General features: G+C 65.1%; 14 protein-coding genes. 10 read left to right on the plus strand and 4 right to left on the minus strand.

From position 1 onward, the window contains the following. Nucleotides 1-14: 14 nt before the first annotated feature. The gene (locus tag V3596_RS18035; protein ID WP_334279193.1) at nt 15-815 is read right to left on the minus strand and encodes a Crp/Fnr family transcriptional regulator; all 801 of its coding nucleotides are present in this window, start codon (nt 813-815) and stop codon (nt 15-17) included. A gap of 242 nt (nt 816-1,057) precedes the next feature. Here V3596_RS18035 and V3596_RS18040 point away from each other — a divergent pair, with 242 nt between their 5' ends. From V3596_RS18040 to V3596_RS18060, 5 genes are all read left to right on the plus strand, one after another. Beyond that, a complete protein-coding gene (locus V3596_RS18040) occupies nt 1,058-1,540 on the plus strand; it encodes a Rossmann-fold NAD(P)-binding domain-containing protein (RefSeq protein WP_334279194.1) in 483 nt (160 codons plus the stop codon). 459 nt (nt 1,541-1,999) lie between these two features. Next, on the plus strand, nt 2,000-2,290 hold the full coding sequence (gene groES, locus V3596_RS18045; RefSeq protein WP_334279195.1) for a co-chaperone GroES: 291 nt from the start codon (nt 2,000-2,002) through the stop codon (nt 2,288-2,290). A 128-nt stretch (nt 2,291-2,418) separates the two neighbouring features. Further along, nucleotides 2,419-4,065, plus strand: a complete 1,647-nt coding sequence (gene groL, locus V3596_RS18050) for a chaperonin GroEL (RefSeq protein WP_334279196.1) — start codon at nt 2,419-2,421, stop codon at nt 4,063-4,065. 199 nt (nt 4,066-4,264) lie between these two features. Continuing rightward, nucleotides 4,265-6,286, plus strand: coding sequence for a DUF1631 family protein (locus tag V3596_RS18055; RefSeq protein WP_334279197.1), 2,022 nt, complete (start codon nt 4,265-4,267; stop codon nt 6,284-6,286). Beyond that, nucleotides 6,286-8,529 carry a patatin-like phospholipase family protein gene (locus V3596_RS18060; protein ID WP_334279198.1) on the plus strand — a complete coding sequence of 748 codons (2,244 nt, stop codon included), beginning with the start codon at nt 6,286-6,288 and terminating at the stop codon, nt 8,527-8,529. The genes V3596_RS18055 and V3596_RS18060 overlap by 1 nt, the downstream gene beginning before the upstream one ends. 106 nt (nt 8,530-8,635) lie before the next feature. Here V3596_RS18060 and V3596_RS18065 read toward each other — a convergent pair whose 3' ends face one another. After that, a complete protein-coding gene (locus tag V3596_RS18065) occupies nt 8,636-9,529 on the minus strand; it encodes an alpha/beta fold hydrolase (protein ID WP_334279199.1) in 894 nt (297 codons plus the stop codon). Between the two features lie 37 nt (nt 9,530-9,566). After that, entirely contained in the window at nt 9,567-10,367 is an 801-nt protein-coding gene (yihA, locus tag V3596_RS18070) for a ribosome biogenesis GTP-binding protein YihA/YsxC (RefSeq protein ID WP_334279200.1), read from the minus strand. A gap of 65 nt (nt 10,368-10,432) precedes the next feature. On the opposite strand from yihA, the gene V3596_RS18075 reads away from it, so the two are divergent. The 5 genes from V3596_RS18075 to V3596_RS18095 all read left to right on the plus strand — a co-directional run bounded on the left by V3596_RS18075 (nt 10,433) and on the right by V3596_RS18095 (nt 16,368). Then, the gene (locus V3596_RS18075; protein WP_334279201.1) at nt 10,433-11,050 is read left to right on the plus strand and encodes a c-type cytochrome; all 618 of its coding nucleotides are present in this window, start codon (nt 10,433-10,435) and stop codon (nt 11,048-11,050) included. 163 nt (nt 11,051-11,213) lie between these two features. Beyond that, nucleotides 11,214-13,364, plus strand: a complete 2,151-nt coding sequence (locus V3596_RS18080; RefSeq protein WP_416383991.1) for a cytochrome c biogenesis protein ResB — start codon at nt 11,214-11,216, stop codon at nt 13,362-13,364. Further along, nucleotides 13,361-14,707 carry a c-type cytochrome biogenesis protein CcsB gene (gene ccsB, locus V3596_RS18085; RefSeq protein WP_334279202.1) on the plus strand — a complete coding sequence of 449 codons (1,347 nt, stop codon included), beginning with the start codon at nt 13,361-13,363 and terminating at the stop codon, nt 14,705-14,707. Before V3596_RS18080 ends, ccsB begins: the two co-directional genes overlap by 4 nt. Nucleotides 14,708-14,794: 87 nt before the next feature. Beyond that, a complete protein-coding gene (gene msrP / locus V3596_RS18090) occupies nt 14,795-15,751 on the plus strand; it encodes a protein-methionine-sulfoxide reductase catalytic subunit MsrP (RefSeq protein WP_334279203.1) in 957 nt (318 codons plus the stop codon). Then, complete coding sequence (locus V3596_RS18095) at nt 15,751-16,368, plus strand: protein-methionine-sulfoxide reductase heme-binding subunit MsrQ (protein WP_334279204.1); 618 nt, start codon at nt 15,751-15,753, stop codon at nt 16,366-16,368. Before msrP ends, V3596_RS18095 begins: the two co-directional genes overlap by 1 nt. Here V3596_RS18095 and V3596_RS18100 read toward each other — a convergent pair. Then, nucleotides 16,318-18,417, minus strand: a complete 2,100-nt coding sequence (locus V3596_RS18100) for an alpha/beta hydrolase family protein (protein ID WP_334279205.1) — start codon at nt 18,415-18,417, stop codon at nt 16,318-16,320. The genes V3596_RS18095 and V3596_RS18100 overlap by 51 nt on opposite strands. Nucleotides 18,418-18,459: the final 42 nt, after the last annotated feature.

Below are 18,459 nucleotides of genomic sequence, written 5' to 3' on the forward strand. Positions count from 1 at the left end.
TGAAACGGCTGGGCTTACTGCAGCAGCGCAGGGGCCGGTGTCATGCCGCCCTGGATGAAGGTGCGCAGTGCATCGACCTCGGGGATCAGGATGTCGCGACGACCGCCCTCGGCGAACTCGATCAAGCCGGCCTTGGCCAAGCGCGAAAGCGCACGGCTCACCGTTTCCAGCGTCATGCCCAGGTAGTTGCCGATTTCGGCACGGGTCATGCGCAGCTTGATCTGGTCGGTGCGCAGGCCGCGCTTGGCCAGTGAGTCGGCCCAGTAGCGCAGGAAGTCGGCCACGCGGGCGTCGGCCGGCAGGGTGCAGACCGACATCAGCGAGTCGCGGTCGTTGGCAATCTCGCGGCTCATCGCCTGGTGCAGCAGGTTCAGGAGCACAGGACGACGCAGGCTCGCCTCGAGCAGCGCGTCATAGCGGATCGCCCAGACCTCGCCGGTGTCGATGGCGATGGCATCACAGCTGTAGCGCTGGTTGGCAATGCCGTCAAAGCCCAGCCAATCGCCGCGGAACTTCAGCCCCACCACCTGCTCGCGGCCATCACAGGACAGACTGATGATCTTCACGAAGCCGGAGTTCATCAGGTACAGGCAGTCGAAACGCTGGCCGGCCTGGCAGATCACGTCACCGGCACGCACCATCAAGCGCTGCGGCACCAGGCAGTCGCTGACCAAGGCCAGCGCATCGGCAATCTGCTGGCTGCTGCTCAGCTGCGCGCGCTGCTCGGAGTTCCGGTGCTGTGCTTGCCCCTGCAGCGAGCCGGCATTGGCCGCCTCGTTCTTGCGGAGAAGGATGGGAGTGGCGGTGGTCAGCATGGGCGTCCTGCGGGTCTGTGTTTGATGAGCCCATGCTAGGGAGCCTCGGCCAACCGCATGACAACCGACAAGACCGATTTGAAGCAGTCGGCAAGTGCTGCGTAAACAGTTGGTAACAGCGGGCTGGGCGCCCTGGGTACTTGAGACAAGCGTTCGGCTTGTTGATCCCGGTCAACGGTCGCCACCTGCGCCTGATTAGCATCGCCGCTGGCTGCTTGAACTCTGTTCAGACACCTTGCCCCATGCCCACCCCTTACCAGGCCACGCTCATTGCTACCGAACTCGCCGCCCTGCTCGACACCGCCAAGGCGTTGCAATCTGCAGGCATGGCCAGCCACGGGCGCAGCCTGCTGCGCAACAAGAACATCGGCCTGCTGACTGAGCATCCAGACGGCGCGGCCGCAACGCGCTTCATCGACGCCGCCCAGGAACTTGGCGCCCAGGTCTCGCTGATCCGACCGCAGCACGCCGGCCTGTTCTGCCCGTCGACCACGCTGGCCACCACCCGCATGCTGGGCCGGCTCTATGACGCCATCGAATGCCAGGACCTGCCGCCCGAACTGCTGCGGCAATTGCAGCTGCAATGCGGCACCCCGGTGCTGGACAGCCAGTCCAGCCTGGCCACCTGTCCGCCGGACTGGGTTGATAAATTGCCGGTGACCGAACAGGCCGCCCGCGAGCGCCTGCTGGTGCAGGCACTCCTCATGCGCGCGCTGAGCAGCTGAGCACGGGCGAAAAAAAGCCTCCCAACGGGAGGCCTGACTCATTGAGTGGCGGTGCTTACAGCGCGCCGCCGAGGTCGGCTTGGACCAGGTCCTTCAGTTGGACGATCAGGGCGACGGCCGACAGGGCCAGGGTGATGATCAGCAGTTCCATTCTTCTATCTCCTCTTTGCGTTTGCGAATGCTGTCATTCTAGGGAAATTACCTAGTCATTGCGGGTTAACCCTATTCATTTTGTGCATAACGCCATGTGCGGGATCCGAACGAGCATCTTTCGGATCCGCATCACTGGGCAAATCCTTTCCACGCCGTCAGGCATGGGCGGGCTCTTGAAAGCCCATCTCCGACCCCTATAATCCGATTGCTAGCACTCAACAATCAAGAGTGCTAACGATCCGCCCCGGCCTCTGGGCCCTGGCGGATCTCCATTTTCAAAGCCCGAGAAATCCTCAAGGAGATGTGATGAATCTGCGTCCTCTGCACGATCGCGTGATCGTTAAGCGCCTGGAACAAGAAACCAAGACTGCCTCGGGCATCTTCATCCCCGACGCCGCCGCTGAAAAGCCGGACCAGGGTGAAGTGCTCGCCGTCGGTACCGGCAAGCGCAACGACCGTGGCGACCTGATCGCCATGAACGTCAAGGTCGGCGACCGCGTGCTGTTCGGCAAGTACTCGGGCCAGACCGTCAAGGTCGATGGCGACGAGCTGCTGGTGATGCGTGAAGAAGACCTGTTTGCAGTGGTGGAAAAGTAAATCGCCCACGGCGATTTACTTTCGTCGAGGCTAACTTCGCTTGCGAAGTTAAGGCCCAAGGGGCCGGCCGGAGACAAAAGTCCGTAGCAACAGCAACACCCACTTTTTAAGAATTCGGAGAAATACACATGGCAGCAAAAGACGTGATCTTTGGCGGCGAAGCTCGTGCTCGCATGGTTGAAGGCGTGAACATCCTGGCCAATGCGGTCAAGGTGACCCTGGGCCCCAAGGGCCGCAATGTGGTGCTGGAGCGCTCGTTCGGCGCCCCCACGGTGACCAAGGACGGCGTGTCGGTCGCCAAGGAAATCGAGCTCAAGGACAAGCTGCAGAACATGGGCGCGCAGATGGTCAAGGAAGTCGCTTCCAAGACGTCTGACAACGCCGGTGACGGCACCACCACCGCTACGGTGCTGGCCCAGGCCATCGTGCGCGAAGGCATGAAGTACGTGGCCGCCGGCATGAACCCGATGGACCTGAAGCGCGGTATCGACAAGGCAGTGGCTGCCCTGGTTGCCGAGCTGAAGAAGGCTTCGAAGGCCACCACCACCTCCAAGGAAATCGCTCAAGTCGGCACGATCTCGGCCAACAGCGATGCCGACGTCGGCCAGATCATTGCCTCGGCAATGGACAAGGTGGGCAAGGAAGGCGTGATCACCGTTGAAGACGGCAAGAGCCTGAACAACGAGCTGGACGTCGTCGAAGGCATGCAGTTCGACCGCGGCTACCTGTCGCCCTACTTCATCAACAACCCCGAGAAGCAAGCCGCGCTGCTGGACAACCCGTTTGTCCTGCTGTACGACAAGAAGATCTCGAACATCCGCGACCTGCTGCCCACGCTGGAGCAAGTGGCCAAGTCGGGCCGTCCGCTGCTGATCATTGCCGAAGAAGTCGAAGGCGAAGCGCTGGCGACCCTGGTGGTCAACACGATCCGCGGCATCCTGAAGGTCGTGGCCGTCAAGGCGCCGGGCTTCGGCGACCGTCGCAAGGCCATGCTGGAAGACATCGCCATCCTGACCGGCGGCAAGGTCATCGCCGAAGAAGTCGGCCTGACGCTGGAGAAGGTCACGCTGGCTGACCTGGGCCAGGCCAAGCGCGTCGAAGTGGGCAAGGAAAACACCACCATCATCGATGGCATGGGTGCTGCTGCCGACATCGAAGCCCGCGTCAAGCAAGTGCGCATCCAGATCGAGGAAGCCACCAGCGACTACGACCGCGAGAAGCTGCAAGAGCGCGTGGCCAAGCTGGCCGGCGGTGTTGCCGTGATCAAGGTCGGCGCTGCCACCGAAGTCGAAATGAAGGAAAAGAAGGCTCGCGTGGAAGACGCGCTGCACGCCACCCGCGCTGCGGTGGAAGAAGGCATCGTGGCCGGTGGTGGCGTGGCTCTGCTGCGCGCCAAGCAAGCTGCTGGCGTCATCAAGGGCGACAACGCCGACCAAGACGCCGGCATCAAGCTGGTCTTGAAGGCCATCGAAGCCCCGCTGCGCGAAATCGTCTACAACGCCGGTGGCGAAGCCTCCGTCGTCGTGAACGCCGTGCTGGCCGGTTCGGGCAACTACGGCTTCAATGCCGCCAACGACACCTATGGCGACATGATCGAAATGGGCATCCTGGACCCGACCAAGGTGACACGCACTGCCCTGCAGAACGCCGCTTCGGTTTCTTCGCTGATGCTGACGACCGAGTGCATGGTCGCCGAGTCGCCGAAGGAAGAAGCAGCCGGCGGCGGCATGCCTGGTGGCATGGGCGGCATGGGTGGCATGGGCATGGACATGTAAGAACGAGCCTGCCCTTCGAGGGCAAGTTCAGAAAGGGCCGCAGCAATGCGGCCCTTTTTCATTGCCCTGTTACCGATGAAAAAAGCGGTGATTTTTCATGGTCTGTTGCCCGGACCATCCACCCTCAGGGGGGGGCCGCGCAGAGTCAGCATTTGCGTGGGTTGCCAATTCATAATGCGGCATCCGTCAAAGTCACGACATGCCACAAGCCCCTACCCTGCAAACCCTGGTCGACGACACCATCGCCGCCCTGCCGATGCTTGCGCGCTCGGTCCAGGATGCGATCCAGGACGAGTTGGAACGCCGCCCCCAACATTTCATGCTGCTGGAAGGCTGGCGCCGCCAGCGTGGCCGCTTCGCCACCAATCTGGAGGCGGTACTGCAGCCGATGCTGCAGATCGCCAGGCGTGGCCAGGACCCGCTGCGCCGTGGCGCGGCGGTGTCGCTCGACACATTGAGCCTGGTTGACGAACACCAGGCGCTGCAGGATGTTGCCATCGCCCACCTGATCGCATCGGTGGAAGAGCAATGCAAGCCCGAGCTGCATCAGCTGGGCAATTTCTTTGCTGCCCTGCGCGGCCAAAGCGCCCACCGCAAAGACGACAACCCGCTGCGCCCGGCCCTGTTCGCCCAGGCCATGTACGACGCGCTGGTCGACACCAACCTGGATTCCGAAGGGCGCTACGCAATGCTCAAGGTGGCGGCCGGCCCGCTCACCGAAACGCTGCAGCACCACTACGCCGCGCTTTGCAGCCAGTTGCAGGCGGCACACCTGAGCCAGATGGTGTCGAGCTACGGTTCGGGCACGGGCGGCCAGGACCCGCGCCTGCGCAATCTCTCGGAAGCCGCGAAAGCACAGGCGGCCAAGCTCAGCCCCGCGACGCTGGACAGCCTGGCCAAGCGGGTGGACGAAGTGAACAGCCGGCCACAGAAGCTCGCGAGCAAGCCCGAGCTGCCACCGGCGCCCAGTGGCATCAATTTCAGCCCGGCAGCCGCCGGCGGTACCGGCGACCTGCTGACGCGGCTGTACGACCAGATCCTGGCCGACCCGCGCCTGTTGCCGCCGGTCAAGGCCTTGCTGGCGCGTTTGCAGATTCCGGTCGTGCGCCTGGCCCGCATCGACCCCAGCCTGATGCGCCGCCAGGAGCATCCGACCTGGCAACTGCTCAACCGTGTCGCCTCGCATGGCATGGGTTTCGACAACCCGAACGACGAGCGCCTGCAGCAGTTCCTGCAGTTCATGGAGACGCGCCTGTCCATGCTTGTGGCCACACCTTCGCCCAGCGCCCAGCTGTTCCAGCAGGTGCTGATCCAGGTGGAAGAGCACATCGGTTCGCAGGCACGCCAGCGCAGTGAACGCAGCGCCACGGCGCTGGCCGCGCTGGAGCGCGAACAGATGCGTGACCAGTGGGCGACGGTGCTGCGCGAGCAGGTCGGCGACCAGATGATCGACGCGCCGGTCACTCCGGCGCTGCGCAGCTTCCTCAGGGGCACCTGGGTCGACGTGATCGTGCAGGCCATGGTGCTGCATGGCCGCGATGCGGCCGAGGCGCATGCCCACATCGACACGGTGGACGAACTGCTCGCCAGCCTGGAGCCGTGCAAGACGCCGGCCGAGGTGACACGCCTGCGCGGCCGCCTGCCAGCGCTGATGCAAAGGCTGGAGCAAGGCTTCAACTCCATCGCCTTGCCCGCCAGCAAATCGCAGGCCCTGATCCACGAACTGGCACAGATGCACCAACGCGTGCTGCAAGGCCAGCCGGCCGTACCCCCGGTGTCGGCGCTGCGCGCTGTCGACAAGCGCGAACTGAGCCCCGAAGACCTGCTGCAACAGTTGCTCAGCGAGCGCGAATCGCAGATGCCCTCGCGCTGGGCCCATGACCAGGTGGACCGCGGCCAGTTGCCCACGGTGCCGACCCAGCTCTACGACGAGAACGACAGCCCCGAATCCCGCGCCGCGCTGGCGGCCTGGGTTGACGGTCTGGAAGTGGGCCAGTGGTACCACCTGTTCATCCAGAGCCAGTGGCTGACAGCCCAGATCGCCTGGGTCAGCGAGAGCCGCCAGTTCTTCCTCTTCGTCGGCCAGGATGCGGAAGACCGCCATTCCCTGACCCGCGGTGCGCTCGAGAAGCTCCTGGCCAACGGCCTGATCACGTCGCTGGCCGAGGACACCTTGGTGCAGCGCGCGGTCGACACGCTGATGCAGGACCTCGACGCCTGATGAGGCTTGCGGTCGGCTTCGTCGGCCTGGTGCTGCTGGCGCTCGCCGGCACAGCCATGGCCGCACCGACCGATGTGCCCCAGCCCCCGCCAGCGCGGCCCAAGCTGGGCCTGGTGCTCTCGGGTGGTGGCGCGCGCGGCCTGGCCCACGTGGGGGTGCTCAAGGTGCTGGAGCGCGAGCGCATTCCGGTCGACCTGATTGCCGGCACCTCGATGGGCTCCATCATCGGCGGCCTCTACGCCAGCGGCATGACTTCCGCCGAGCTGGAGCGCGAGCTGTTGCAGATCAATTGGGGGCGCGTTTTTGCGGCGCGCGTGGAGCGCCAGCAGCTGTCGCAGCGCCGCAAGGAAGAGGACTTCGAGTTTTCGGCCGCACTGGAGCTCGGCCTGCGTGATGGCGAGTTGCGGGCGCCGCAAGGCACCCTGTCCAGCCGCGGCCTGGAAGCCCTGCTGCGGCGCCTGACCTTGCCGGTGCGCATGGTGCAGGAGTTCGACAAGCTGCCCATTCCCTTCCGCGCGGTCGCCACCAATATGGAAGATGGCCAGCAGGTCGTCGTTGGCAATGGCGACCTGGCGCTGGCCATGCGCTCCAGCATGAGCGTGCCCGGCGTGTTCGCGCCTATCGAATGGAATGAGCGCATCCTGGGCGACGGCGGCCTGGTGAACAACCTGCCGGTCGACATTGCCCGCCGCATGGGCGCCGAGCAGCTGATCGCGGTCAACGTCGGCACGCCGCTGTCGGCGCGCTCGTCCCTGGGTTCGATGGTCGGACTGACCGGCCAGATGATCAACATCCTGACCGAGCAGAACGTCCAGCGCAGCCTGGCCAGCCTCTGGAACGAGGACATCCTGATCACGCCAAACCTTGGCAAGCTGACGTCGGCCGACTTCGAGCGCGGCCGCGACTTCATCACCCAGGGCGAGGCAGCCGCCGAGGCCTTGCTGCCGCGGCTGCGCGAGCTGGCCCTGCCCGAGGCCGAATACAAGCGCTGGCGCAAGGCGCACCTTTCACACAACCCCGCCGCGCCTTCGCTGGAAGCGGTGGCTTTCGAGGGCAGCGACAACACCAACCCGGAGCGCTTCAAGGCCCAGCTCGAATCGCAAGCTGGCCAGAACTTCGACCCCGCCCGGGCCGAGCGAGACACCCGAAAGCTCGCGTCCACGGGCGACTATGTGCGGGTGGACTATCACGTTGAGCAACGTGCCGAAGGCGACACGCTGGTGTTCCTCATGGAAGACAAGCCCTGGGGCCCGAACTACTTCCGCGTCGGCCTGGATCTCAGCACCGACTTCGCCGGCGAGAGCTCATTCAACCTGCGCCTCAGCCACAACCGCCACTGGCTCACCGACCACGGCACCGAGTGGCGCAATCAGCTGAGCGTGGGCCAGACGCCGCGCTTCTACAGCGAGCTCTACCACCCGCTGATCCAGAAGCTCGGCACCTCGGAAGACTGGTTCGTCTCCGCCTGGACCGAGCTGGAACGGCGCCAGATCAACATCTACGAGCCCGAGTCCGGCAAGGGCCTGGCGCGGCTGGCGCGCGTGTCCGGCCAGCTGGGCTTCGATCTCGGCCAACCCTGGGGGCGCATCGGCGAGGTGCGCCTGGGCCTCACGCACCAGCGCTGGCGCATCACGCCCAAGCTGCTGACCGTCGACGTGGGCGACCAGCTCAACCAGACCTGGAGCGAAACCGGCGTGCGGCTGAAGACCGTGATCGACCAGCTCGACTTTGCCAACTTCCCACAGCGCGGCTACCGCCTGGTGGCCGAGGCGATCAGCGGACTGCAGTCGGGCACCAACACGCGGCGCCAGCATTTCAGCCGCTTCGAGCTGCAAGGCACGGCCGCCGGCAGCATCGGCGCGCATACGCTGAACCTGCATGCGCGCCTCTTGCAGGCCAATCAGCCGACCGATTCGACCCAGGGCCCTTACACGCTGGGCGGCTTTCAGCAGCTCTCGGGCTATCAGCAGGGCCAGCTCTTCGGCAATACGCTGGCTTTCGGACGCGCTACCTACTACCTGCGCCTTCGCGAAGCACCGGTGCTGACCCGCGGCTTCTTCATCGGCGGCTCGCTGGAAGCCGGCAATGCCTGGGACCAGCGCCGCGACGCGAGCTTCAAGGACCTGCGCTACGCAGCCAGCGCCTTCATTGGCGCGGATACCGGCTTTGGCCCGCTTTATCTGGCACTCGGCCACGCGCCGCGTGGCGGCACGACCGTCTATCTGTTCATCGGCCGGCCGTAACTGCTCACCCCCGAGGCGCTGCGCGCCTCCCCCTCAAGGGGGCGCTCCCGATGGCCCGGCAAAGCCGGATCCATGGGCGCCGCTTGGCTCGGCCGCTCAGACGCCATCAAATTGACCCCATGCAAACACTCCGCTGTATCAACGTTGCCACCAAGGCCGGCTGTTCATGGACGATCCAGTGCCCGGCACCCGGCACCCGGTGCAGATCCAGCAGAGGCACAAACTGCTCGAGGCCATCAACCATCGCTGCAGGCAAGGCCTTGTCCTCCAGGCCCCAGATCACCGTGGTCGGCACTTTCACGGTGACGAACTCGGGCGCGAATTTCAGCGCCATCGCGCCGGGGTCGCTCTCCGTGGGTGGACGCATCGGCGAGGCGCGGTAGTAGTTCAAGGGGCCGGTCAGGCCGTGATTCCAGACCTCGCGATAGCGTTCTTTCAGCGCGTCGGTCAGCCAGGGCTGGCCGCCGTGGTCGGTGAAGAAGGGCCAGAGCTGGGCGTAATCGTCGGCCGCCAGCTCTTGTTCCATCTGCGGTTCGCACAGCCGGTTCATGTAGGCGCTCGCCTGGCGCTGCGATTCGCTTTGCTGCAACTCGCGCAGAAAGGTGCCGGGATGCGGTGAATTGACGATGACCAGGCGCCGCATCAGCTCGGGCTTCTGCACCGCCAGGTTCCAGCCGACGGCGCCACCCCAGTCGTGGGCCACGAGCGCTGCCAAAGGGCCCTCGCCCGTGGCGGCGATCAGGGCGGCCACATCGGCCATCAAATGCTTGGCGCGGTAGGCCTCGACTTCGACCGGCGCGCTGGAGCGCTCATAGCCGCGCAGGTTCGGGGCGATACAACGGAAGTGCGGAGACAGCGCCTCCATCACCTCGTCCCACACGAAGGCCGCCTCCGGGAATCCATGCAGGAACACGAGTCGCGGCAGGTGCGCGCCACCAGCGGCGCGGCAAGACAACGTAATGCCGTGAGGCAAGGCCAGGTCGAAACGTTCAATGCTCATGGACATTGAGTATGGGCAGCGGCCGCTGCCCGGCCTGTCAGGCGGGCGACACCGCGGGCTCGTCGCCCTCGCCACCCTTGTTCTCTTCGTCGGCGCCGGCAGCCATCTGCTCGGTCACTTCGACCTCGGGCGCCTGCACATGGGCCTGCACCCATTCGTGCAGGATGTGGGCCACGTCGGCCACGCCCTGCTTCTTGAGCGCCGAAAACAGCGTGACCGACACGTCCGATGCTTCGGTGGCCAGCTCGCCCAGCTCGTCTTGCGCCTTGCGCAGGGCGGCATCGGACTCCTGACGGTTCAGTTTGTCGGATTTAGTCAACAGCACCAGCAGCTTGACCTCGCCACTGGCCACGCGGCGCTGCACGAACTGCAGGAGCTGCTTGTCCAGGTCGGTCAGGCCCAGGCGCGAATCGACCATCAGGACCACGCCCGACAGGCTGCGGCGTACGTCCAGGTAGTCGGCCATGACCTTCTGCCAGCGTAGCTTGGCGGCCTTGGCCACGGCGGCATAGCCGTAGCCGGGCAGGTCGGCGAACAGGGCGTTGGGCGCGTCCTTGGGCCCCAGGTGGAACAGGTTGATGTGCTGTGTGCGGCCAGGCGTCTTGGAGGCGTAGGCCAGGCGCTTTTGCTGGGCCAGGGTGTTGATGGCCGTGCTCTTGCCGGCATTGCTGCGGCCGACGAAGGCGATCTCGGCCAATTCGGTCGCCGGCAGGTGCTCCAGCTGGCTGGCGGTGGTCAGAAAACGTGCCGTGTGGGTCCAGCCAAGCACCTGTTTGTCGCTGACCTCGCCCTCGACTTCTGGAGTCTGGGCGGGCTGCTTTGTGTTGTTCGATGTCATGAAGATCCTGGGCTGGTGAATAGCCATTGTAAAATCCTGGGCTTGCGCTTACCGAACCCCACCCCATGAAGAATGCCGCTCTCCTGTTGACGGGTCTGTTTCTGGCCGCCGCAGCTACTGCGTCGGAGACCCAGGCCCCGGCCAAGCCAGACCTGGCCAAGGGCCAAGCCCTGTCCACGCAAGTGTGTGCTGCCTGCCACACGGCCGATGGTTCGCGTGGCAGCCCGGCCAACCCGATCCTGCAGGGCCAGCACCCTGAATACCTGGCCAAGCAACTGGCCGAGTTCAAGGAGGGCAAGCGCGCCAACCCGATCATGAGCGGCATGGCTGCGCCCCTGAGTCCGGAAGACATGAAGAATGTCGCCGCGTTCTACGCCTCCAAGCAGCCCAAGCCCGGCTTCGCCAAGGACAAGGCCCTGGTGGCACTGGGCGAGAAGATCTACCGCGGCGGCATTGCCGACCGCAATATCCCGGCCTGCGCCGGCTGCCACAGCCCCACGGGCGCCGGCATGCCAGCGCAGTACCCGCGCCTGTCGGGCCAGCACAGCGACTACACGGAAGCTCAGCTGAACGCCTTCCGCGCCGGCACCCGCCTGAACAGCGCCCAGATGACGGCTGTTGCGGCCAAGATGAACGACCGCGAAATCAAGGCCGTGTCCGACTACATCGCCGGCCTGCGCTGAGCGAGTACGGGTCGCCCTGGCGAACCCGTCCCTGTCATTCGAAAGGCCGGTGCATGTCACCGGCTTTTTTTCTGGCCGCTTTTTCTGGCCGTTTGTCTGGCCGTTTGTCCGCCTTTTCGCCTGGCTCAAAGCCTGACGCCGCCGCCACCGGCACAATCCCGCGATGTCTTCCGCTGAATCCGCCCTGCCCCCTGCCCGACCCGAACAGCCCGCCCAGCGCTCGCGCACCCTGCACGACCTGGTCGAACTGCTGTCCTCGATGCGCTTTGCCATCGCGCTGTTCGTGGCGATCTGCATCGCCGCGATCGTCGGCACCGTGGTCAAGCAGCGCGAGCCGCTGAACAACTATGTGAACCAGTTCGGGCCGTTCTGGTCTGAACTGCTGGGTCGCATCGACCTTTACACGATCTACAGCGCCTGGTGGTTCCTCCTGATGCTGGTGTTCCTGGTCGTCTCGACCAGCCTGTGCATCGCGCGGAACACGCCCAAGATCGTGGCGGACCTGAAGAGCTACAAGGAAAACATCCGCGAGCAATCGCTGCAGGCCTTCCCTCACAAGGCCCTGGGCGAGCTGGCAATGCCGGCCGAGGCGGCGCTGCAGAAGGTTTCCGAGCTGCTGGGCGCCGAGGGCTGGAAGGCCAAGGCCCAGATGCGCGACCGCGGCACCATGGTGGCGGCCCGCAAGGGCGCGGCCAACAAGATCGGCTACCTGGCGGCGCATTCCTCCATCGTCCTGATCTGCCTGGGCGGCCTGCTGGACGGCGACCTGCTGGTGCGCGGCCTGATGTTCGTGCAGGGCAAGAGTGTCTACAGCGGCGGTGGCCTGGTCAGCGAGGTCAAGGCCGAGCACCGCCTGCCGGCCAGCAGCCCCAGCTACCGCGGCAACCTGATGGTGCCCGAGGGTGGCCGCGCTGCGACTGCCATCCTCTCCATGACCGACGGCGTCGTGCTGCAGGACCTGCCTTTCGACGTGGAGCTGAAGAAGTTCATCGTCGAGTTCTACGAGACCGGCGCGCCCAAGCTCTTCGCCAGCGAAATTGTGATCCGCGACCACGCCACGGGCGCCACGCGCGAAGCGACGGTCAAGGTCAACGAGCCGGTGATTCATGACGGCGTGGCCATCTACCAGAGCAGCTTTGACGACGGCGGCTCGCAACTCAAGCTGCGCGCCTTGCCCATGGGCAGCTCGGCCGAGCCCTTCATGCTGGAAGGCGTGGTTGGCGCCAGCACTTCGCTGAGCAATGGCGCTGAGAAGCTGGGCCTGGAATTCACCGGCCTGCGCGTGATCAACGTCGAGAACATGAGCGGCGCGACCACCAGCGGTGCAGACGTGCGCAAGGTCGATCTGGCCGAGAGCCTCGACAAGCACCTGGGCAGCGGTGCCAAGGCGCCGGGCGACAAGTCGCTGCGCAATGTCGGCCCCTCGGTCAGCTACAAGCTGCGCGACGCGGCCGGCCAGGCGCGCGAGTTCAACAACTACATGGTGCCGGTGGAGCTGGACGGCCAGCGCGTCTACCTCGCCGGTGTGCGCGACACGCCGGCCGAAGCCTTCCGCTACCTGCGCATCCCGGTCGATGCCGAAGGTGGCATCGACGGTTGGCATCGGCTGCGCCAGGCCCTGGCCGATCCGGCTCGCCGCGCAGCAGCTGCGGAGCGCTATGCCGCCGCCGCCTCGCCCGCCAGCAACCCGGCCATGAAGCCGCAGTTGCAGGCCACGGCCCTGCGGGCCTTGAACCTGTTTGCCGGCGCCGAGGGCGTGCGCCCGGGCGACGTGCCGCCGAGCGCAGGCTGGGGCGGCCTGCCGGCGCTCTCGACCTTCATCGAGAAGGAAGTGCCCGAGGCCGAACGCAACCGCGTCTCCGAAGTGCTGCTGCGCATCCTGAACGGCTCGCTCTACGAACTGCACAAGCTCAATCTGGAACGTGCCGGCAAGCCCGCGCCAGCCGGCGATGCCGCCACGCAGAACTTCATGACGCAGGCGGTCCTGGCCTTGTCGGACAGCATGTTCTATCCCGCGCCGGTGCTCCTGGAGCTGGACGAGTTCAAGCAGATCCAGGCCAGCGTGTTCCAGGTGGCACGTGCCCCTGGCCAGAAGCTGGTCTATCTGGGCGCGGTCTTGCTGATCGTCGGCGTCTTCGCGATGCTCTATGTCCGTGAGCGCCGGCTGTGGATCTGGCTGGAGCCCACGGCGCCGGGCCAGACCCGCGTGCGCATGGCGCTGTCATGCACACGCCAGATGCTGGATACCGATGCCGAGTTCGCGCGCCTGAGCCAGGCGCTGTTGAATCCTGAAGAGGAAAAGAAGGCCACATGACTACCACCACGATGACACTGGGTCGGCGCAGCCACTGGGCCACTCGCAGCCCCGCCGACTGGGCATTTGCCCTGCTGGTGCTGCTGGGCGGCGGCTATGCCTTCTCGCGCTACGGCGCCTCGATGGACGTCTATGAGAAGGGCATCCTCGCCTTCGCCATGCCGGCCATGATCGCGCTGGGCTGGTTCTGGCGTCCGGTGCGCCTGTTGACGCTGCTGGTCGGTGCGGCCAGCCTTTTGGCGATCAACGTCTACTTGCGCCAGACGGACGCATTCGGCGCCGACCTCGCGGCCGCCGACAAGGTCTTCCTGCTCAAGTACATGCTGTCCAGCCAGAGCGCCATCCTGTGGATGAGCCTCTTGGTCTTCATGAGCATGCTGGCCTACTGGGTCGGCTTCTTCACCAAGAGCGAAGAGAGCACGGCCGAGGTGCTGGGCTCCAAGCTCGCCTGGGGCGCCGTCTTCATGGCGCTCGTCGGCACCATGGTGCGCTGGTTCGAAAGCCACCAGATCGCGCCCGACATCGGCCACATCCCGGTCAGCAACCTCTACGAAGTGTTCGTGCTGTTCACCTGGCTGACCACGCTGATCTATCTCTACTACGAAGCCCGTTTCAAGACCCGCGCCCTGGGCGCCTACGTGATGCTGGTGGTTTCCGCCGCCGTGGGCTTCCTGCTCTGGTACACGGTAGAGCGCGGCGCGCACGAGATCCAACCGCTGGTGCCGGCGCTGCAGAGCTGGTGGATGAAGATCCACGTGCCTGCCAATTTCGTCGGCTATGGCACTTTCGCGCTGTCTGCCATGGTGGCCCTGGCCTACCTCTTGAAGACAGCCACGCCCCGTGCGCTGCAGATCGGCCTGATCGGCGTGCCCGCAGCCCTGGTGGCGTTCATCCTGGCGGTGCGCTTCGGGGCGCAACTGCCGGCCGAGACGGTGGCCGGGCTGGATGGCTGGGCCCGCAAGATGGGCTCGGTGCTGGTATTCCTGACGATCTGCGTCGCACTGCGCAAGCCGCTCTCGGCCCGCCTGCCGGCGCTGACCGTGCTCGACGACCTGATGTACAAGGCCATCGCGCTCGGATTTGCCTTCTTCACCATCGCCACCATCCTGGGCGCCTTCTGGGCGGCCGAGGCCTGGGGCGGCTACTGGAGCTGGGACCCGAAGGAAACCTGGGCGCTGATCGTCTGGCTGAACTACGCGGCCTGGCTGCACATGCGGCTGATGAAGGGCCTGCGTGGCGCGATGTCGGCCTGGTGGGCGCTGCTGGGCCTGCTGGTCACCACCTTCGCCTTCCTGGGCGTCAACATGTTCCTGTCGGGCCTGCACAGCTACGGCACCTTGTAGGAGGCCAGCAAGGGATTTGCAGACGGCAGTAAGCTTTGCGTCTCTGGCCCGACAGATGGGTCAGATCAACAAATGAGCTGACCTGCCATGCACTTCCTTCCCGACCGCGGCCTGGGCCGACTGCCTGAATCCGAAGTCACGCCGCGCTCGCTCTACGCGAGCCGGCGCGAGCTGCTGGCACTGGGCGCTGCTGCAACCTTGCTGCCCAATCTGGCGCAAGCGCAGGCTGGCGCCAAGCTGGCCGCCATCAAGAGTGCCGTGCCCGGCGCGATGGTGCTGGACAAGCCCACGCGCATGGAAGACGCCACGCGCTACAACAACTACTACGAGTTCGGCACCGACAAGTCCGAACCCGCGCGCAATGCCCACACGCTGAAGACCTCGCCCTGGAGCGTGCTCGTCGAAGGCGAATGCGCCAAGCCCGGGCGCTTCGACCTCGAAGCGCTCTTGAAGCTCAGTCCGATGGAAGAGCGCATCTACCGGCTGCGCTGCGTGGAAGGCTGGTCGATGGTGATTCCGTGGATCGGCTACTCGATGGCCGAGCTGATCAGGAAGGTGGAGCCGAACTCCCGCGCCAAGTTCGTCGAATTCACCACGCTGGCCGACAAGAGCCAAATGCCCGAACTCAGCAACGGTGCGCTCGATTGGCCTTATGTCGAAGGCCTGCGCATCGACGAGGCGATGCACCCGCTCACGCTGCTCGCCTTCGGCATGTATGGCGAGGTGCTGCCCAAGCAGAACGGTGCGCCCCTGCGCCTCGTCGTGCCCTGGAAATACGGCTTCAAGTCGGCCAAGTCCATCATCAAGATCCGCCTGGTGGAGAAGCAGCCCACCAGCAGCTGGACCAAGGCAGCCCGCCAGGAATACGGCTTCTATTCGAACGTGAACCCGCTGGTCGATCATCCGCGCTGGAGCCAGGCCACCGAGCGCCGCATCGGCGAAGACGGCCTCTTCGCCAAGAAGCGCCCGACGCTGATGTTCAATGGCTATGAGCCGCAGGTGGGCCAGCTCTACGCCGGCCTGGACCTGAAGAAGAACTATTGATGACGGTGCAGCGCCGATCTTCCTGGCTGCATCCCGCAGCCAAGCCGCTGCTGCTTGTCGTTCTCCTGCTGCCGCTGGCCCGGCTGACCTGGGGCGCTTTCAACGATGGCCTGGGGCCCAACCCGGCCGAGGCCCTGATACGCGGCACCGGCGACTGGACGATGCGCCTGCTGTGGCTGACGCTGGCCATCACGCCGCTGCGCGAGCTGATCAAGCAGCCGGCACTGGCGCGCTTCAGACGCATGGTGGGCGTGACGACGTTTGCCTATGCCTGCATCCACCTGCTCTGCTATGCCTGGCTGGACATGGGGCTGGAGATGGCCGACATCGCCAAGGACATCGCCAAGCGCCCCTTCATCCTGATGGGCTTCAGCGCCTGGCTGCTGCTCGTGCCGCTGGCGGCCACGAGCTTCAACCGCGCGATCAAGGCCCTCGGCGCCAAGCGCTGGCAGGTCTTGCACAAGGTGGCCTACGCGATCTCCTTGATCGCGTTGGGCCACTTCATCTGGATGCGCGCCGGCAAGCAGCTGTTCGGCGAGCCGGCGATCTACGGCGCCGTGCTGGCCTTACTGCTGGGCTGGCGGCTGCTGCGGTACTGGCGGCGAAGCCGTCACTGAGCCGCTGCGGCTGCCGGGGCCGATGTGCTTGTCGAAGAACTTCAGCTTCGCCTCGTAGAGCTCGATGTTGTTCTCCAGCTTGCCGTAGCCATGAGCTTCGTCGGCTTTGATCATCACGAGCTCAGGCGGCTTGCCGGCCTTCTTTAGCGCATCGATCATCAGCTCGGTCTGTTCCAGCGGCGTGCGGCGGTCAGAGGCTCCGGCATAGATGAACAGCGGAATGCTGGAGCGTTCTGCGTGCAGCGCTGGTGAGACTTCGCGAGCTGGCGCCCAATCGTCGCCCTTCACGCCAAGCAGGCGCTTCCACTGAGCCACGCCGGAGCGGCTGGCGGTGTAGTCGGTCTGCGTCGATTTCTGCTGGCGCTCCATGTCGCCAATCGAGAAACCCGCCGCGGAACACTTGAACACATCGGCAGACCGTATCGTGGCCCACAGCGACGCATAGCCGCCATAGCTGCCGCCAGTAATGCAGATGCGAGCCGGGTCAACAAAGCCCTGAGCCACGCCCCAGCGTGCTGCATCCTCATGATCGTCGGACATCTTGCGGCCGACCTGGCCCCAGCCGGCCTCGAAGATCTTGCCCCCGAATCCGGGCGTGATGCGGTGGTTGGGCAGGATCACTGCGTAGCCGCGCGAGGCAAACAACTGCGCCTCGCGAACGCCACCGCCCGACATCGGACCCCAGGTATCGGCACGCACATGAGGACCGCCATGCACGTGGACGATGGTCGGCAACTTCTGGCCAGGCTGATAGTCGGCGGGCAGGAAGTAGTAGGACGGGATCTCAAGGCCGTCTCGCGTCTTCAGCAGGAAGGGCCGCATTTCGACCAAGCTTTGCTCATTGAGATCGCGGCGTGAGCGCAGCAGCGGCTTCAGGGTCTTGGCCGTCTCGTCATACAGCTGGTAGGTGTGCGGCTTGCGGTCGCTGAAGGCCGTGACCAGGGTGCGACCAGCGCTGGTGCGCTGCAAGGACACGACCTGATCTGGGAATACCTTCTGCATTGCCGCGTGAATGGCAGCGTAGTCCGGATCGAAATAACTGACCTGACGCCGATCCGCATCGATGGCCACACCAACTATCTCGCGCGAATTGGCGTCCCGCAGCCATTGCGCCTCGCTGGAGTCGTAGCGCGGATGGCCCATCAGCATCTCGCCCAGGGCCTTCTTTTCGATGTCGTACAGAAACAGCGCCGACGTGGCCCGACCGACCGTACTGCGCACGATCAGGTTGCGATTGTCGGGAGCAAAGCTCACCAGCGCCCAGCGGCGGTGCTTGTCTTCATCGGTGAAACGTGCGACTTCGCGCCAGGGGCTGTCGGCGGTGTCGCGAATCAGCACGGTGCGGACCAGTTCCGCCTCGGTCGCGTCTTCCTTGTTGTGCAGCACGGCCGCACGCACGGCGCCCTCCCGGTCCAGCACCCACTGCACGACCAGTCCGGGCTTCTCGGCCGTCAGGACTTTGCGCTCGCCCGTCACCAGGTTGACCCGAAAAACGTCCTCACGGTCGGTCCGAAGATTGCCACTGGCAAAGATCTCGGTGCTCGAGCCAGGCACCGAGCTGCGGTACGACATGCTGCGGTAGACCATGGCACCTTCACCGCGCTGTTCGCCTACTGTCGCCACCAGTTTACGGAAGCCCGTGCCGTCAGCGCGCACGGCAAACAAACCGCCACCATCGCCATAGTCGGCACCAGTTGGGGTATCAAGCGTACCCAGGCTGAAGAGCAGGAACTCCGAGCCCACCCAGTTGTAGTTGACGACGTCGAAGTTCGAGAAAACCGTTACGGCTCGCGACTTCATGGTTTCAAGATCCAGCACCACCAGGTTGCGCTTGCCCTTGAGCGGCGACAAGGCAGCCAAGTAGCGGCCGTTGGGCGAAATCGTTACTTGCGCGAAATCCGCTGGCGCCATGTAGGCAGCAACGGGCAACGGCTGCGCGCCGGCCGTCTGAGCCAGCGCCCCTTCGGCGAGCGCAGCCAGCGACAGTGCAAAACCCGCCATGACGGCGTGGGCCCAGCCCGGACGCCCACCCAAATTCTTCTTCAGCATTGAAACTCCTCGTCTATTCATTGCGGTGCTGCAAGCCAGCCG

The organism is Roseateles microcysteis (assembly GCF_036880965.1).
Classification (GTDB): Bacteria; Pseudomonadota; Gammaproteobacteria; order Burkholderiales; family Burkholderiaceae_C; genus JAUASW01.

Excerpts from the sequence above, each read along its gene's own strand:
- V3596_RS18095 (WP_334279204.1), top strand. The coding sequence starts at position 15,751 with ATGACGGTGCAGCGCCGATCTTCCTGGCTGCATCCCGCAGCCAAGCCG.
- V3596_RS18100 (WP_334279205.1), bottom strand. The coding sequence starts at position 18,417 with ATGCTGAAGAAGAATTTGGGTGGGCGTCCGGGCTGGGCCCACGCCGTC.
- V3596_RS18055 (WP_334279197.1), top strand. The coding sequence starts at position 4,265 with ATGCCACAAGCCCCTACCCTGCAAACCCTGGTCGACGACACCATCGCC.
- groES (WP_334279195.1), top strand. The coding sequence starts at position 2,000 with ATGAATCTGCGTCCTCTGCACGATCGCGTGATCGTTAAGCGCCTGGAA.
- V3596_RS18080 (WP_416383991.1), top strand. The coding sequence starts at position 11,214 with ATGTCTTCCGCTGAATCCGCCCTGCCCCCTGCCCGACCCGAACAGCCC.
- V3596_RS18040 (WP_334279194.1), top strand. The coding sequence starts at position 1,058 with ATGCCCACCCCTTACCAGGCCACGCTCATTGCTACCGAACTCGCCGCC.
- V3596_RS18060 (WP_334279198.1), top strand. The coding sequence starts at position 6,286 with ATGAGGCTTGCGGTCGGCTTCGTCGGCCTGGTGCTGCTGGCGCTCGCC.
- msrP (WP_334279203.1), top strand. The coding sequence starts at position 14,795 with ATGCACTTCCTTCCCGACCGCGGCCTGGGCCGACTGCCTGAATCCGAA.
- V3596_RS18035 (WP_334279193.1), bottom strand. The coding sequence starts at position 815 with ATGCTGACCACCGCCACTCCCATCCTTCTCCGCAAGAACGAGGCGGCC.
- ccsB (WP_334279202.1), top strand. The coding sequence starts at position 13,361 with ATGACTACCACCACGATGACACTGGGTCGGCGCAGCCACTGGGCCACT.
- yihA (WP_334279200.1), bottom strand. The coding sequence starts at position 10,367 with ATGACATCGAACAACACAAAGCAGCCCGCCCAGACTCCAGAAGTCGAG.
- groL (WP_334279196.1), top strand. The coding sequence starts at position 2,419 with ATGGCAGCAAAAGACGTGATCTTTGGCGGCGAAGCTCGTGCTCGCATG.
- V3596_RS18075 (WP_334279201.1), top strand. The coding sequence starts at position 10,433 with ATGAAGAATGCCGCTCTCCTGTTGACGGGTCTGTTTCTGGCCGCCGCA.
- V3596_RS18065 (WP_334279199.1), bottom strand. The coding sequence starts at position 9,529 with ATGAGCATTGAACGTTTCGACCTGGCCTTGCCTCACGGCATTACGTTG.